The sequence below is a fragment of the Desulfosporosinus cupriresistens genome, from assembly GCF_001707885.1.
Taxonomy (GTDB): Bacteria; Bacillota; Desulfitobacteriia; order Desulfitobacteriales; family Desulfitobacteriaceae; genus Desulfosporosinus.
In genome coordinates this window covers 13089-29032 of sequence record NZ_MASS01000054.1, presented here as the reverse complement: position 1 = coordinate 29032, position 15944 = coordinate 13089, and the positions used below count along the sequence as shown (strand labels likewise).

The 15944-nt window shown below is 38.9% G+C and carries 16 protein-coding genes and 1 pseudogene; 10 read left to right on the top strand and 7 right to left on the bottom strand.

The window, feature by feature from the left end:
- Positions 1–77: 77 nt before the first annotated feature.
- Positions 78–1352, bottom strand: a complete 1275-nt coding sequence (locus tag DSBG_RS17420) for a uracil-xanthine permease family protein (RefSeq protein ID WP_068965622.1) — start codon at positions 1350–1352, stop codon at positions 78–80.
- Between the two features lie 143 nt (positions 1353–1495).
- Here DSBG_RS17420 and DSBG_RS17415 point away from each other — a divergent pair, with 143 nt between their 5' ends.
- The 3 genes from DSBG_RS17415 (at position 1496) to DSBG_RS17405 (ending at position 4193) form a co-directional block, all read left to right on the top strand.
- Positions 1496–2941, top strand: coding sequence for a DEAD/DEAH box helicase (locus DSBG_RS17415; protein WP_068965621.1), 1446 nt, complete (start codon positions 1496–1498; stop codon positions 2939–2941).
- A 129-nt stretch (positions 2942–3070) separates the two neighbouring features.
- Positions 3071–3316, top strand: a complete 246-nt coding sequence (locus tag DSBG_RS17410) for a GMC oxidoreductase (RefSeq protein WP_068965619.1) — start codon at positions 3071–3073, stop codon at positions 3314–3316.
- Between the two features lie 295 nt (positions 3317–3611).
- Positions 3612–4193: a Uma2 family endonuclease gene (locus DSBG_RS17405; RefSeq protein WP_068965617.1), complete on the top strand. Its 582-nt coding sequence runs from the start codon at positions 3612–3614 to the stop codon at positions 4191–4193.
- Between the two features lie 172 nt (positions 4194–4365).
- On the opposite strand, the gene DSBG_RS23240 is transcribed toward DSBG_RS17405, so the two are convergent.
- The 3 genes from DSBG_RS23240 to DSBG_RS22020 form a co-directional block, all read right to left on the bottom strand.
- Entirely contained in the window at positions 4366–4503 is a 138-nt protein-coding gene (locus DSBG_RS23240) for a hypothetical protein (protein ID WP_176716311.1), read from the bottom strand.
- Between the two features lie 84 nt (positions 4504–4587).
- Positions 4588–6018, bottom strand: coding sequence for a DHA2 family efflux MFS transporter permease subunit (locus DSBG_RS17400; protein ID WP_141694356.1), 1431 nt, complete (start codon positions 6016–6018; stop codon positions 4588–4590).
- 61 nt (positions 6019–6079) lie between these two features.
- Positions 6080–6274 (bottom strand): LmrA/YxaF family transcription factor, encoded by a 195-nt coding sequence (locus tag DSBG_RS22020; protein ID WP_176716310.1) that lies wholly within the window; start codon positions 6272–6274, stop codon positions 6080–6082.
- Here DSBG_RS22020 and DSBG_RS22015 point away from each other — a divergent pair.
- The 3 genes and pseudogenes from DSBG_RS22015 to DSBG_RS17390 form a co-directional block, all read left to right on the top strand.
- A pseudogene (locus tag DSBG_RS22015) lies at positions 6274–6507 on the top strand (DUF3102 domain-containing protein); the annotation flags it as partial. The gene DSBG_RS22020 and the pseudogene DSBG_RS22015 sit on opposite strands and share 1 nt — an antisense overlap.
- 122 nt (positions 6508–6629) lie before the next feature.
- Positions 6630–7172, top strand: a complete 543-nt coding sequence (locus DSBG_RS17395; RefSeq protein ID WP_083236943.1) for an RNA polymerase sigma factor — start codon at positions 6630–6632, stop codon at positions 7170–7172.
- A gap of 13 nt (positions 7173–7185) precedes the next feature.
- Positions 7186–8220 carry a DUF4179 domain-containing protein gene (locus DSBG_RS17390; RefSeq protein WP_068965615.1) on the top strand — a complete coding sequence of 345 codons (1035 nt, stop codon included), beginning with the start codon at positions 7186–7188 and terminating at the stop codon, positions 8218–8220.
- Between the two features lie 146 nt (positions 8221–8366).
- On the opposite strand, the gene DSBG_RS23235 is transcribed toward DSBG_RS17390, so the two are convergent.
- The 3 genes from DSBG_RS23235 to DSBG_RS17375 all read right to left on the bottom strand — a co-directional run bounded on the left by DSBG_RS23235 (position 8367) and on the right by DSBG_RS17375 (position 12210).
- The gene (locus DSBG_RS23235; protein WP_068965613.1) at positions 8367–8600 is read right to left on the bottom strand and encodes a hypothetical protein; all 234 of its coding nucleotides are present in this window, start codon (positions 8598–8600) and stop codon (positions 8367–8369) included.
- Positions 8601–9110: 510 nt separating this feature from the next.
- A complete protein-coding gene (locus tag DSBG_RS17380) occupies positions 9111–10754 on the bottom strand; it encodes a PocR ligand-binding domain-containing protein (RefSeq protein ID WP_068965611.1) in 1644 nt (547 codons plus the stop codon).
- A 355-nt stretch (positions 10755–11109) separates the two neighbouring features.
- Positions 11110–12210 carry a mechanosensitive ion channel family protein gene (locus DSBG_RS17375; RefSeq protein WP_068965609.1) on the bottom strand — a complete coding sequence of 367 codons (1101 nt, stop codon included), beginning with the start codon at positions 12208–12210 and terminating at the stop codon, positions 11110–11112.
- A 447-nt stretch (positions 12211–12657) separates the two neighbouring features.
- Between DSBG_RS17375 and DSBG_RS17370 the strand changes: the two genes are divergently transcribed.
- From DSBG_RS17370 to DSBG_RS17355, 4 genes are all read left to right on the top strand, one after another.
- Positions 12658–13215: a DJ-1/PfpI family protein gene (locus DSBG_RS17370; RefSeq protein WP_068965625.1), complete on the top strand. Its 558-nt coding sequence runs from the start codon at positions 12658–12660 to the stop codon at positions 13213–13215.
- A 169-nt stretch (positions 13216–13384) separates the two neighbouring features.
- Entirely contained in the window at positions 13385–13573 is a 189-nt protein-coding gene (locus tag DSBG_RS17365) for a hypothetical protein (protein ID WP_068965607.1), read from the top strand.
- An 8-nt stretch (positions 13574–13581) separates the two neighbouring features.
- On the top strand, positions 13582–14007 hold the full coding sequence (locus tag DSBG_RS17360; RefSeq protein ID WP_242877713.1) for a hypothetical protein: 426 nt from the start codon (positions 13582–13584) through the stop codon (positions 14005–14007).
- 10 nt (positions 14008–14017) lie between these two features.
- Positions 14018–15853, top strand: a complete 1836-nt coding sequence (locus DSBG_RS17355; protein ID WP_068965603.1) for a sensor domain-containing diguanylate cyclase — start codon at positions 14018–14020, stop codon at positions 15851–15853.
- Positions 15854–15944: the final 91 nt, after the last annotated feature.

Genomic DNA, 15944 nt, shown 5'->3' with positions numbered 1-15944 from the left:
TTATTAGTTGGGTTGGTAAAGTTCGGCGCTTGATGGGCTGAGATGTAGTCTATTACCAGTCGAGTAGTTCACCGTAATCAACCTTTTCGGGGGAACACGATATGCTCCATAATTAGAACTGTTATCACCCCGACTACAAAGCCGTTGCCTAATACTGGTTTTATAATAGGAGGAAAAGTATTAAGAACCGCTAGGGGTAGGTAGGATATGATAACACCGAGGATAATAGGGAGTCCTACAATAAGGCCGTGCTCAAATTTATAGTCCTTACTCTGAACTATCTGAAGGCCCCCCGCGATCTGAGAGCACATAATGTAAATCATAGAGCTGCCAATGACTACGGAAGGGATGCTGCCTAGAATTGCAGTTGTTTTTGGCAGGAAGGATAAAGCCAAAAGCATTAGGCTTGTAGGAATAAAGACATATCTCGAGGCAACTCCGCTAGAGATGATGACTCCTGGACTGAAAGAAAAGTTAACAACCCCGATGACGCCAAGGAAACCTGCCAATACATTGACTAATCCAGTCGTTGCAACGCCCCGAGTGATTCGTTTTGGCATATTATCGGGTTTGAGGAGTTCATCGACGGCTTGAATTGATCCTAGATCGTTGACAGAGAGCGCAAGATAACAAATTAGAAAAGAGACGAAGACACCCGAATCGAAAACAAAAGAGGGCTGTAAGCCTTGCCAAAATTTAGCGATGATCGGAAGGTCATTGGGTGGAAGAGGGGACGTGGGGAACAGGAAAAGGTAGGCTAGAGTTCCTGCGATTACAGCCCAAAAAATGAGCGTCGATTTCCATACGCCTCGTGAATACTTTGCCGCAATAAACATGCAGAAGACCATTGTTAAAGAAAAGCACAAGTTTGCGAAGGAACTGGCGTGGGCAGTAGGGGCTGTAACTAGATTGAGAATCATAGGAGTAAGGGTAAGGGCAACAAGAATTAAAATTACGGCTACAACAGTTGATGTAAAGAACTTTTTTAGACGAGCGAATAGTCCAGTAATACTGACAACCGCCAAAATAAGACCACCTAAAAGGATCGAGGTGTAGACCGCCTCCGGGTTGTTTCCCCCTCCGGATGCCATAGCTACCAAAAAGACTGTCGCTGGTCCGATGATTATCGGAAGGCGGTGTCCCCAGATCACCTGCACAAATAAGGCTACTGCTACTACAAAGAAAAGCTTTTGGATATATACTACTTGTTCGACAATCCCACTGGGATGAAGGCTTGTCACCGCAGTCCCCATGATCAGGATGATTGGAATAATAATTGCCAGCCACTGTAAGCCAAATAACAGAAGATGCCCCAGTGGGGGGATTTCGTTGATGCCGTATTTAAACTTCATATGTTTTAACCAGCCTACAGTTGATTTTCATACTTTGCTATCATAGCACATTGCACAAAATTTGTGGTAAGGTTATCACGTCCTCCTCTGGCGTTGTGAACTTTTCTTAGGAATTATAATAATGAAAGAGATGACTAAACTAAATGATCAATGGCAATTTTAACGAATATCAATTAAGCGGTGAGTTATTAAAAGAAATTAGCTTGTTAAATTTCGTCAGTCCCACCGAAGCCCAGAAGATGGTAATCCCGGCGGTGCTCGCCAAAAAGGATATCATCGTCAAGTCTCAGACTGGAAGTGGAAAGACGGCAGCCTTTGCCATTCCTATTTGCGAATTAGTGGAGTGGGAGGAGAATAAACCGCAAGCCTTAGTACTTGCCCCCACCAGAGAACTTGCAGTCCAGGTCAGAGAAGATATGTTTCATCTTGGTAGATTTAAACGGTTAAAAATAGCAACAATCTATGGAAAGTACCCGTTCCATGTTCAGGAAAAGGAACTTAAACAAAAAACCCATGTCGTAGTTGGCACTCCAGGTCGATTGATCGATCATATCGAACGAGGGACCTTAGATACCTCCGAGATACACTATCTTGTCATTGATGAAGCTGATGAAATGTTGAATATGGGCTTCATCGAGCAAATTGAAACGATCATTACCAGCTTGCCTCAAGAACGGGTCACCATTTTATTGTCAGCGACAATGCCGCAAGACATCCATGTTTTATGCAGTAAAATTATGAAAAACCCAACTCGTGTGGAAATCGAAGACAAAAATCCAGCGGTAGATCGGATCGATCAGGAACGATATCTGATCGATCCGTCCGATAAAATGCAGCTTTTGAGAGATTTAACGATGGTTGAAAATCCGGATAGCTGCATGATATTTTGCAATACCAAACAAACAGTTGATGAGGTATTCGCCGAACTTCTGAAGCTGAACTATTCGTGTGAGAAGCTGCACGGCGGTATGGAACAGCGAGACCGATTGGGCGTTATGAATCAGTTTAAACAAGGACTTTTTAGATACCTATGTGCGACGGATGTTGCGGCGAGAGGTCTGGATATCGAGGATATAACCTTGGTCATTAATTATGATATCCCCTATGACCGAGAGAGTTATGTTCATCGAATCGGCAGAACTGGCCGTGTCAATAAGCTGGGGAAAGCTATTACATTTGTTACCAAAAATGAGACTAAGTTTTTAAAGGATATCCATGACTACATTGGAAACGAGATTACTTTGAAAGAAAGACCGCACGAAGAAACGGTGCATCAGTCGAAACAAGATTTTAAGGTGAAAAATAATACCCTGCCAGAGATAAAAGAAACAAAAGGTGCGCTGCTGAGCACAGAGATTATGAAAATCCATGTCAATGCCGGGAAGAAAACCAAGATGAGAGCGGTCGATATTGTCGGAACACTTTGTAGTATTCAAGGCATAACCGCGGCGGATATCGGGATCATCAATATTCTGGATGTATCAACCTTTGTCGAAATCTTAAACGATAAAGGTGAGCTGGCGCTGCGAGAACTGCAAATCACTCCAATTAAAGGCCGACTTCGGAAGGTAAGCAAAGCGGACAGATAGTTTTAAATTCTTGGGCGGCAACTTGGGTGAAGCCATATAATAGTGTTCAACGGTAAGAATCAACATATAGAGTAAGTAATTGTTTCCATTGCCGTTGGTAATTTTTGCTGTTGATAGGAATTAAAAAAATTGCCACTCTTGGGATTAGCTATAAAACAGGGGATAGCAATTAAAGGGATGACTGTCTGGACTTCAGCCCATCCTGGAGGTTCGGTAAGAATTGGAGAAATCGTAGATTCCAACTTAAAGAGCGAGTATGACAACTTATATGTTTGTGATTGTTCAGTGATCCCGACGGAGTGGGGTTTGCAGCCTACCCTTACCGTGCTGGCTTTGGCAAAACGCTTGGCAAAGCACTTGCTTTTTGCGCCCTGAACTAGGGTTACTGACATGTTAAGGTAAATCATATTAGGAGTACGAGCTGTTGTCCAAACTCGGCCAAAGCAACCATGAGTTACAAGCTACAAAATGATGAGGATTCTTTATGATATCAGCAAAGAAAACGTTGAGAAAGCGTCATCGGGCAATCCTCTTTGAATACTGTACAAATCTATGGTTTAAATGAGCAAGGGCACCAGTACGCCTGCAAAGAGGATATCAATAGAATGTGTAGGTTGATCGTGTTATAATATGGTAAAATATCAATATTGGTAGATGAGGGGTGTTTATAGTGAGATTAACTGAACCTCAAGTCATTACAGTCGCTGAATATAATAAACTCAAGGAAAATTCCGAGCGTAGATTAGAATACATCGATGGGATTGTGTATATGACTCCATCTCCTTCGACGAAGCATCAGAGGATTTCCAGTAGATTACATGCAAAGTTATTCAATTTCCTTGCAGGAAAAGAATGCGAAGTTTTTCCTGCACCCTTTGACATTGAGCTTAGGGCAGCTGACGATGACCAAGGGGATCAGACTGAAAAACTCAAGGTGGTCATTCCAGATTTATCGGTAATCTGTGATAAGACTAAACTTGGCGAAAATAAATATGTTGGTTCACCTGAACTTATCATTGAAATTATATCTCCTTCAAATCAAGCTCATGATCTCGTTAAGAAACTTAATTTATATATGCAATGTGGGGTTAAAGAATACTGGATTGTTAATCCTCTTTTGAATACTGTACAAATCTATGTTTTAAAAGAGGAAGGGCAGTATCATCAGGTACAGGTATTGAAGGAAACAGGGATAGCCCATTCAGAGGTTTTGCAGGGATTTACTATGAACCTTGAAGAGTTATATAAATAAGTGCATAATAATGAAGTGAGCGACTGTATCCGTTCGCGGAGAAGTACACGTAATTTTTAGGAATAGCTGATTTAAGAGGAAGAACTGGAAACCCTACTGGGAGCTGCTATATGGGCGGCTAGCGGAAGCAATAATCAATTCCGAGACACCCACTTCTTTAAGTGGGTGTTCCTTATTCTGCTTCGGTGGGGATAGACTCCTCCACCGAAGTCTCGATGTTCAGCTTTAGCTGAACGAGTTCACTGGGATATTGAATTGTCTTAAAAAGTAAATCTCTTCCCGCAACAGTGTTTGTAAAGATTGCTTCCACAGCTTAAAACAAGGCTGAAAGCGACTGCTTTCAGTCATGCAACATCGTATTGTTGAGAAAAGGTGTTAACTTCTTCAGTTATTCCTATTTAACGCTAGATGATTTAATAAAGAACGATATAATCAGACCGACAATTGCAAGTGTTAGTCCAAAAATAAAGGCATCTTGAACACCTGCAGTTAATGAAGCACCAACTGAAGATGGATCAGATGGATTTGTCACACTCTTCATATAAGTATTTTGTGATGCTGACATAATAGTAATAGCAACAGCTGTACCAATCGCTCCAGATACTTGTTGTAACGTATTCATCAATGCAGTTCCATCTGGATAAAGGGCTTTTGGTAGTTGATTCAGCCCGTTTGTCTGAGCAGGCATCATTACCATAGACACACCAACCATAAGAAATGAGTGCAATATAATCACCATTAGAATAGATGTTTCTGTTGTGACCTTTGATAAAAGCCATAACATGACAATCATTATAATAAATCCGGGAAGAACGAGCCACCTTGGTCCATATCGATCAAAAATACGACCCGTTACAGGAGACATAATACCATTTAACACGCCACCTGGTAAAAGTACAAGTCCGGCTGAAAACCCGGCTAATCCGAGCCCAACTTGCAAGTATAATGGTAAAAGAATCATAGAAGACAAGATGACCATAAAGGCAACAAATACGGTTAATACCCCTAAAGTAAACATAGGATATTTAAAAACCCGCAAATCTATCATCGGGTTGTTCATTTTAACTTGTCTAAGAGAGAACAAAGCTAGTGCGAAAAGACCTACGGTAATTGTAGAAATAACGATCATGCTTCCCCACCCATTTTCACCTGCGCTACTAAAGCCATACACAATTCCGCCAAAACCAATGGTTGATAAAATAATAGATAGAACATCAATTTTCGGTTTGGTAATCGTAGAAACATTTTGCATATACGTTATACCAGATAGTAAAGCGAGGGCAAAAAACGGTAAACACACCCAAAAAATCCAATGCCAACTAAGATATTCAATAATTAACCCTGAAATCGTTGGTCCAATAGCTGGGGCGAACATGATTACTAACCCCATTAGGCCCATGGTTGCTCCTCTTCTATGAATTGGGTAAATTAATAAAACAGTATTAAACATAAGTGGCAATAATAAGCCCGTTCCTATTGCCTGAATAACACGAGCTAGCAGCAACACGCCGAAGCTTGGCGCTAGTGCTGCGATTATCGTCCCGATAAGCGAGAACACCAATGAAGTTATAAATAATTGGCGAGTACTGAACCACTGTATCAAAAGACCAGAAACTGGAACTAATATCCCCAAGGTCAATAGATAACCTGTTGTCAGCCATTGGACCGTTGAAGAACTAACATTAAATACCTGGATTAAATTCCCAAGTGCCATATTTAAGGCTGTCTCATTAAATAATCCGATAAACCCTGCAATCAAAAATGAAACCAAGATAGGGGTCGTTTTAATAGATTGTGTTTGCTGCTGTATGGCATTTGTTGACACGGAAAATTCCTCCCATAAAAACTGAATCAGGCTTAAGTGTATAATAACTTTTCCGTAGGACCTATTTTTTAATTAATAATAATGGGATCTGTTCAGCAATGACTTGAAGAGGTTTTCTATTTTTTGTCGTTAAAGATAAAAGAATACTACCTTCTACCATAGCGTTAATGACTATACTTAAATCCTTTGACTGCTGTTCACTATATCCCGATTCAAGTAATTTATTTGTGTAAGTTATAATGACACCAATATTCAATGGTAGTTCCGCGTGGACAAATCACAGATCGCACGCCGCTTGTGATCGCGGCTGAAATAAACACGATCAGACACCAGACCGGGAAAATCCTCCTTACCAGCGCCATTGAGATCGGCCGGCGCCTGAAGGAGGCCAAGGACCTGCTTCCCTATGGAGAATGGGGCAAGTGGTTGAAGGAATCGGTCAGTTACTCTCAGCGAACGGCCGACAGGTTAATGCAGCTCTGCGAAGAGAAAAGCATTAGAGAAAGCTGCTAATGCTTTCGCTTTGCTGTGTGTTCAGTAAAATAATTTTTCTCCATAGCGAAGATTTACCCGTTCTTATTCATCTAATAGGTGAAAGGAAGTGATGATATGTGGACGCAGTGTTAGGGGTCTCAAATGTCTGTGTCTCAAGTGTCGGGGATCTTAGCGACGTTATTTTGGCCAAAAAAGGAGATAAAGTAGCTTTCGAAAGACTCGTTAGAAAGCACTCTGTTTCGCTATATCGTATCGCAAGGGGAATTTTGAAGTGCGAGTCTGACATCGAAGATGCAACCCAGGAAACGATCATAAAAGCTTACAAAAAATTAGTAAGCCTAAAAAGCGACCTGTACTTTAAGACTTGGTTGATTAAAATTCTTGTTAATGAGTGCAATTACATATTGAGAGTCAATAAGAAAACGGTCGATTTAGTCGAGAAAGAACAGGCATCCCCAGACAACCAGTATGAAAACCTTGAACTATTCAGTGTTGTACAGTCATTGGATCCTAATTTAAGAATCGTTACACTTCTCTTCTATTACGAGGATCTGCCTCAAAAGGACATTGCAGAAGTTCTTCAACTACCTGTGGGAACAGTATCTTCAAGGCTTTCTAGGTCTAGGGAAAAATTACGAGCCCTTATTACTGAAAAATAGGAGGTTGTTGATAATGGACGATAGATTATTTGACGAATTCCTTAAGGGGAAAGCACTGGAGGAAAAATTACTACTTCCTTCCGGACTAACTCAAAAGATAACCAGTACTTTTAGGGAACTACCAAAAAAGAAGAAATACCATACGAAATTGCTCCGATTTGGCTCAGTTGCAGCCATTCTTGGATTCTGTGTGCTAACGTCTATATGGTTTGCTTCCCCAAGCTTCGCATCAAACGTAAGTTTTACGATTACTAATATATCTAGTTTTTTAGGATTACAAAAGAATTTGGACGAATATAAGACTGTTATAAATAAAGAGGTAACTGATAACTCAATAACAGTTAAATTAAATGAGGTTATATTAAATGGAAATGAGCTTACAGTCTCATACAGCATAAATTCTAGTGAAAAGTTAGAAGCAAATGAATCCTGGCATGCTTTTAATCGAATTTATGTAAATGGAAAACAAGTAAGTACTGGAGCTAGTGGAGTTGGTCGTAATATTGATGATTATACTTCCCAAGAAGTACTAACGTATTCTTTAAATAAAGTAGATTTAAGCGCAGACTTAAATATAAAAATTTTATGTTCATCTGTGATGTTGAATGATAAGGAAACAAAGGGTTCATGGGACTTTGAATTTAAGACTAATGGTAGTCAATTAAAAATAGATACTAAGAGAATGTTACTTAATCATAAATTTACACTTGAAAATGGTGGAGAATATACTCTAACGAATTATACGGATAACGCGTTAGGACAAGAAATTTACGCTTCTATATCTAATTTTAAAAGAAAGCCAATGTATGCTGTGGAGTTAAGAGGAATTGATGATTTAGGTAATAAAGTGGAATTTTATATGTCTCATGGAGGTAAGGAGGGAGCGTTATTTAAAATAGAAAATATAAATGGCAATCTTAATGAGAATGCAAAAACACTAACACTCACGCCTTACGCAGCTGAATATCCAGATAAAAGTGGTGAGATGAATGGTGAATATAAACAAGTAGGGGATAAATTCACAATAGATTTATCATTATTAAAATGATGTAATTAGCAGCTAGGACGCGTGTTGGATTTGCTTAATTATCAAAATTAGATAGTCCCCTCGTCCAAATTTGGCCGAGGGGACTTGACGTAATCGTTAGAGATTTATGGGATAAATAGAAAGAAAAAAGTTCATAATGTTAAATATTAGGTGGATTTAGAACGGTTACAATCTTTAAATAGATATTTCTTTATCAAAAACCCGGCAAAAGCACCGCCAAAACTGGAAGTTCCTGTAAAGATGTAATTGCCCAAAGTAGTCTGCAGCATATGAGGATTCTTGGCAAGTGTCCCGAAAATTGCAAATATAAAAGAATATGCTAGCATTCCAATGATTTTTGTCAGATAATATAAAAAAACAATTGCAAAGGCACCGACCATAGGAAGAGCTAATACTAAGTGACAGACTCACCCAATATTGATGCTCCTTCGTTCCAATCGAATGAGTGGGCTATTACTAATGATCTTTTTAGTTTATAGATCGCAAAAAATTAAGCCTGGTACAATAAAATAGGACTTATCTACTCAATGACGAGAAGGTAAGTCCTGTTTTATTGTACCATAATATCAAGTTGATAAGGTTTGAGCTCTAGAGACCCCCTCTATACTTGACGGAGGATGTCATTGATGTATTTTACCAGCTAAAAATCCTTGACCAGAAGCCTCTTTGCGTGCATTAGTTTTTGCTTCGTCTAGTATATTCCCTCGGTGGGTCGTGCTCGCGACAAACATGTATTTCATCCCTAAAAAAATTATTGCCACTATTTAATATTTCTAAACATGTTAATTGAATTTGAAATGCTAGAAAATCGGTCAAGTGGAGGATCCTGACATAAATATGACTACAAGGGGGGAAGCGACTGAATTTTTTTCAAATATTCTATACTAAACTTAAAGACACAACAATGATAGATTTTTGGAAATTGCACCGTTAAGAGGATGCCCAATTTTAAAACTTATCGTAAAAATAGTTCCTCCACTGTCAGATGCAAAAGATATTTGGGCATTATGCCGGCTTGCAATGCTGTAACATACCGCCAACCCTAGTCCTGTTCCGTTATCCTTAGAACTGAAAAAGGGAGTCCCGATTTTATCAACTAACTCTGGACTAATACCATCTCCCTCATCTTGAACTTCCAAGACTACTTTATCACCTTTATTATAAGTTCTTATTGTTAAGCACCCTCCTCGAGACATAGCTTCAATTCCATTTTGGGCAAGGTTTAGTATTAGTTGACGTATTTCCTTTTCATCTAATAGCAGTTCTGGTATTTCTCCTAAATCTAGTTTAAGCTCTTGATCAGACAAAAACACATTAGCCTCAATTAGTGGATTCAATATAGAAATCACAGAATTAAGATTTTTCATCTCTAAGGCAATTGCTTTATTTTTCGCAAGAGAAAGAAACTCTGTAATTATTGAATTAGCCCTATCGAGTTCCTGTATCATTAATATAAAATATTCTTTATCCTGTTGGTTATAGTTTTTATTTCCGAGAATTTGTAAAAATCCGCGTACTGTCGTCATTGGATTTCTTACTTCATGACCAATCCCTGCTGCCATTTCTCCTACCAAATTTAATCGCTCAAGGCGGTTTATTTCTTTTTCAAAATGCTTCTTCTCTGTGATATCCATATCCATACAAATAAGTTCTTTTTTTCCTTTCGGTAAATGTATAGGAATTAGAATTGAATAAACACATTTCTCAATCCCATTTATATTCGTAAAAGTCCATTCTACTGCCTCAGATGGCTTCCCTGTTTCATGAGCAGCCTTTGATAGTTCTAAAAATTTATTTGCCACTTCTTTGTCAGAAAATAGTTGATCTAAATTTTTCCCAACTACCTCTTCAGATACATAACCAAACATAGTTTCAGACGCTTTGTTGAAAAACAGTATTTTACTATTCTCATCATAACTCTGAATAGCCACATTGGGAGTATTATCAATAATAGTTTTTAATCTTTCTGCACTTTCTTGCAAGGCCGTTTCCTTGGATTCTATGAGCCGGAGTTTAGCCACGCCCATTTCGGCCAACATTCCTGCTAGCTGAAGAAAAAAATGTATAATTGAATCCAATTTAGCTTTTGAATAAATTGGTACCTCAGCAAGTGCTTTTATGTATTCTTCTTCATTAAAGGCGTATCTTCTAGCCTGCCTGCGAAATCGCTCTATGTTCGGCTCTTCAAAGAAAAACTGTCCCTGGAAAATTGTGGCTAAATGTTCCCCGTCAATAATAATTGGAGCTGCTGCATCAATTAAGCCATTTGCACATGTATAACATATATATGGTTCACAATTATTATGGTGTTCTTTCAGATATTTTTTCAGATACTGATCGCATTGTTTACATAATAGTTCGGTCTCACAATTTACCCTATGATATTTCAGACAGATTTCTCGCCATCCAACAGCAACTAAAATATTACCATCCTTATCATGTATGCCTGAGGAAATATTTGATGCTAAATATAATCCTTCCATAAGATTTTGGAGTAAAGAGATGTCTACTAATTCACTAAATTCATATTTCAAGGATAATACACCTCCAAATAATACTTACTATAATTGGATTGGTATATTCTCCAAAGTTTAGGTAATCCCTCCAATATTTTTGAATATATTGAATATTTCATACAATATGTGTCGTTTCCATAATTATCCGAGATCACAATGCCCCGTTCATCATAGACAGTGTATTAATTCTTTATGGTTATCCGTTTCTGGGACTCTTTCCAGCCAGTCGTATTTAACATCAGTTCAGCTCCCCATCTTTGGATAATACCTGTTAAATGCGATTGATATATTAGCAGGTAAATGGAGTTGGTAAAAACCGAGGCGGGTTAATCGAGCTGAATGGATAAGTCTGAGTGCCGGTTTCATGCGCCAATTAGTTTTCTCTCTCGAAGGAAATGTTACTCTTAGATACACCTTCGGGTAGAGATTCGAGATATATAGTTCGGCTGGGAAATGCGAGTGAAACCCCTTCCTCTTCGAGTATTTCCATCACTTTAAAATTAATATCTTCTTTGACCTTCATGAACTCTTCATACGCCGTTATTTCGGTAAAGAAGTTAAGTAAGATATCTAAACTGCTTTCATTATATTGATCGAATTTCACCATAATCGTCTCTTGGTGAACACCATTATGATTTCTTAATAATTCATCGATCCTTTTTATGACATGCTCTAACTTAAATCTTGGCGTGTTATAAGTTACACCCAAATTAAATTTAATTTGTCGTTTGCCCATTTTGCTCCAGTTCGTAATATTCTCACTGGCTAATCTTTTATTAGGAACCGTTACAAGCGCTTGAGCAAATGTGCGGATGTTAGTGCTTCGAAACGTTATGTCCTCAACAATCCCTTCAACGCTGGGGGTCATAATCCAGTCCCCGATAGAGAATGGTTTTTCAGTGATAATGACGACTCCACCAAATAGATTTGCTATAACGTCTTGGGCTGCTAATGCAAAAGCTAAACCCCCTAAGCCAAGACCTGCAACAAAACCGTTCACATCATAATCAAATTCTTGAGCAATGATACTAAAGCTAATGGCTATAATAATAACCCGTAAAGCCTTTGATAAAAAAGGAATTAATATTTGATCCACTTCTATATTAAGACGTTTATTGACACCCATTAATACCATCGAAGATGCCGCGGATAGGTTATATAGTCCCCAAGTAATCATTGCGATGACTGAAGCTCTCATCAACTTTAAAAAAAGGGGATGGCTTTGCTCAATATAAGGGAAATAACCGATTGCAATATTTATCCCAATAATCACAAACAACCATCGAATTGGTTTTTCAAAGGAAACAAACACGTGGGTAAGAAATTCAGTTGGCGATTTTTCACCTAGTTTTAACATAAGTTGAAAGACATATTTGGTAAAGATTTTTCTAAATAAAAGGAAGAGCATAAAGATACCGATAGCAATTCCTAGATTAAGCAGAGTTTCATATGATGGAATATATTCTGTAAGCATTATACCGTTCTCCTTTATTACTTCGCTTACGTAATATTAACATATAAAGCGATTATAAGGAACTGGGTTAGGGGTTCCTCATTTCAAGCCCTGGTAATTATTCAGGGGGAATACTTTAGGTGAATATTCTATGAGTATAAACAAAAAATTGCCTCGCTTGGAGGAGGTATAGAGGAAGGTGTGTGGGTTATTGATACCCTTGTAAAAATAGACATAAGTTCAAACTTTATTTTTGCGTATTCGACATGGTTAAAATGATAAAATATGTAAATGGGTTATGACTTAATTTGAGGAGCAGAACAAAACTATGATCAGACTATGTTACGCAACGAGAACTGGTTTATCTTGAAACCGTATATGTATTGTGAAATAATAAAGGAACATTTTGAGTACTACTTCATTCAGTAATGAAGTGAAATAATGAGAATGAGGGGAGAGATGGAGCCTATGCCCAAAAAAATACTTATTATTACTGGGGATGCAGTAGAATCGCTTGAAGTTTACTACCCATATTTTCGGGTATTAGAAGAAGGGTACGAAGCTGTGATAGCTTCTCCAACTAAGAAGGTCTTGAGGACAGTCGTTCATGACTTTGAAGGCTGGGAAACGTATACTGAGAAACCAGGATATCAGATAGAATCAAATCTTGCTTTTTCAGATGTGGACCCGTCGCAGTTTGATGGTCTGATTATTCCCGGTGGCCGCGCTCCGGAATATATTCGGCTAAATGAATATATTCCACGCATTGTAAGTCATTTCTTTGACGCACAAAAGCCTGTCGGGGCCATTTGCCACGCTGTTCTTGTTCTCAGTGCTCTAAAAAATAACACGTATTTTAAAGGACGCACCATGACCGCTTATACCGCCTGTAGTTTGGATGTTGAAATGTTAGGCGCTACTTATACGAAGGAAACGCTTCATGTGGACGGGAATATCGTTTCAGGTCACGCTTGGCCTGATCTGCCGGGATTTATGAGAGAGTTTCTTCGCTTAATTAAAGAATAATAGCATAAAAATGATAAGGGAGGCGGTCCTCAGGCGTATCAGACGACAGCCCTATAATTCGGCACGATCAAGTAATTGGTTCAATTCGCAATAAGAAGCTAGGTCTTTGTTTTTTTTTGCTTTTTTCCAATGTCTTGGAAGGGAATAAACAAATCGCGCGGAAATATTAATGGATAACTCGAAAAAAAGATTAGTGTCTAGAATAAAAGATAAATTTGACACCATACCAAGGATCAAAAACAAAGAGAATTTGGAGTTACCCGTTAAACGTCATCTTTTTTATCTCATCAAAGTATGTGGAGACGGTGGTAAGGTTGGAGTGGGCAAAGGGTATTTCGCTAATAAATTAAAAGGATGATTAAGATTATGATTAGAGAGATAGCTTACAATGATGTAAAAGACAGCCTCAAAACCGGGGATCTGCATGATCGTATCCAGGTGGATGTCAAGCAACATTACGATACGCATTTTCTGGTGAAATATTTAAATCGTTCGTTGAAGCAACCGGAGCTAGAACAGCTTAAGGATTTCATAGACAAAGTTCATGATCGTGGATTTCCAACGGCTGAAAATGCCTTGAAATACTACATAGAAGGTAGGTCTTATAATAAACCAGCGCCCGATACGGAAGTGTTTTGCAGTGAATTAACGGCAGAGACCTTCATGGCGCTGGGATTCATCTCTACAGACTACGTACCAAACGGGTATTGCCCGGATGACTTTAACAAAAGCGACAATATGCCCTCCCTGCAGCCTTTTCACTTTATTGACGGGGCCAGATTGAATAAGTAGAGATGATACTATGAGAAAGAAAATTGCTCCGATATTTGTAATTATAGTGCTAATCATCCTTTTATCACCTACATTATTATTCAATAACCCAACTGCCGCGCAACCACCAAAACCAATCAACGGTGTTCTGGATTTAAGCAACTGGTCATTTGAGAAAAATGGAATTGTTAGCTTAGAAGGCGCGTGGTCATTCTACTTCAATCGGTTTCTGACGCATGAAGACTTTGTGAAGGGCGTTGACGTTATACCAACACCTATTGAAATACCCAGCACCAAAGTGAGCATGGCGCGGTTCAAGCCCTTTGCGGAAAACAAATTCTACGGTACGATGAGGCTCGTTATAAAATTGCCTAAGGGTACGAGGACATATGGACTACGGACAGATATCATACTGACATCCTTTAAGCTCTATATTAACGGCAATCTACAGGGTGAAGTGGGAAAAGTCGGAACGAGCGGGGAGAATAGCGAACCTTTCTACAATATACTCACCACCTACTTTAACCCGGAAAGTAATGAAGTGGAGCTAATTTATCAGACATCCGATTTTACAGCGCAGGATTGTACCATCGTGGCGCCTAAAATCGGATTAGCCTCCCAGATTTCTCAAAAAGTACAGTTGGGTTTAGGCAGGGATTTGTTCCTTTTTGGTATGCTGCTCATTATGGGAATCTATCATTTGGGTCTGTATATTATGAGGACAAAGGATCGTGCACCCCTCTATTTCGGGGTTTTTTGCCTCTTGTTTTCACTCCGTATGTTATTGGTAGGAGAACGATTTTTACCAAGTCATTTAAATCTCAGTTTTTTAATTTACGGACGAATGGCTTATCTATGTGTGTTTATTGGTTTTGCAGCTTTGTGTGGATTTTTACACTATGCTTTGGATGGCCTATTTGCCAAATGGTTTGTCAAGCTCAGTATCGCTCTGGGATCATTATTTGGTCTTCTCATCCTCTGGATTCCCTATAGTTCAGCGGACAGGCTATTGATGATTTATGCTGGATTCGCATTTATATTATTAGGCTATGCCATGATTCGCTTGGTTATTGGCGTGTGGAAAAGAGTTCCTTTTGCCAATGTCGTATTTCTGGGTTTCGCTTGTTTAGGGATAACCTTTATCAATGATTTTATTTATCAAATGACACTTAGCAATACACCTTCCCTAATTCCGTTCGGTGTTTCAGTATTTACATTTACGCAGGCCTATACCTTGTCGGCCAGATTTTCCAATGCCTTTACAAGAGCTGAGCAGCTCTCTGTAGAGAATAAATCTATTTTGTCAGAGCTTAAGCTTATGAACAGTAATCTTGAATCCTTGGTTAAGGAACGGACTTCTGATTTAGAGAAGGCTTTAGAGGAAATGGAAGTCATGTCTAAAACAGATTATTTAACAAAATTGCCCAACAGACGGTTGGTGCTTGCCAAAATCAAGGAACTTATTGATCACAAAAAGGACTTTTACATTGGTTTAGCTGATATTGATCACTTTAAAGACATTAATGATCAGTTCGGGCATGTTAAAGGCGACGAAATCCTTGTACTTTTATCAGCAATATTAAAGGCAGCTATTGGTGACTGTGGTTTTGTTGGTCGGTGGGGCGGCGAGGAATTCTTAATAGTACTAGAGATGGCTCAATTTGATACGATTCTTGGCAAGGCCAATGAGATACGTAGGGCAGTAGCGGAATACTGTCACGCAGACATCGGCAAAAACATTACGATTACCCTTGGATTATGTCAATACAGGGAAAACACCTCCTTGGACATTCTAATAGCCAGCGCAGATGAGGCGCTTTATCGGGGCAAATTAGCTGGAAGAAACCAGTGTATGATTTCCGCGTAAGGCTATTATCATAATATCAAATGGTTGGAATAGACATCGCCAAGGGGCCGCCAGGTTCAAGCGGAGATAACCTTCGATGTTTTTGAAGATC

Bases quoted from the DNA above. Each gene is read 5' to 3' on its own strand.
- DSBG_RS17420 (WP_068965622.1), bottom strand. From the start codon at position 1,352: ATGAAGTTTAAATACGGCATCAACGAAATCCCCCCACTGGGGCATCTT.
- DSBG_RS17415 (WP_068965621.1), top strand. From the start codon at position 1,496: ATGATCAATGGCAATTTTAACGAATATCAATTAAGCGGTGAGTTATTA.
- DSBG_RS17390 (WP_068965615.1), top strand. From the start codon at position 7,186: ATGGACGATAGATTATTTGACGAATTCCTTAAGGGGAAAGCACTGGAG.
- DSBG_RS23235 (WP_068965613.1), bottom strand. From the start codon at position 8,600: ATGGTCGGTGCCTTTGCAATTGTTTTTTTATATTATCTGACAAAAATC.
- DSBG_RS17375 (WP_068965609.1), bottom strand. From the start codon at position 12,210: ATGCTTACAGAATATATTCCATCATATGAAACTCTGCTTAATCTAGGA.
- DSBG_RS17370 (WP_068965625.1), top strand. From the start codon at position 12,658: ATGCCCAAAAAAATACTTATTATTACTGGGGATGCAGTAGAATCGCTT.
- DSBG_RS17365 (WP_068965607.1), top strand. From the start codon at position 13,385: ATGGATAACTCGAAAAAAAGATTAGTGTCTAGAATAAAAGATAAATTT.
- DSBG_RS17360 (WP_242877713.1), top strand. From the start codon at position 13,582: ATGATTAGAGAGATAGCTTACAATGATGTAAAAGACAGCCTCAAAACC.
- DSBG_RS17355 (WP_068965603.1), top strand. From the start codon at position 14,018: ATGAGAAAGAAAATTGCTCCGATATTTGTAATTATAGTGCTAATCATC.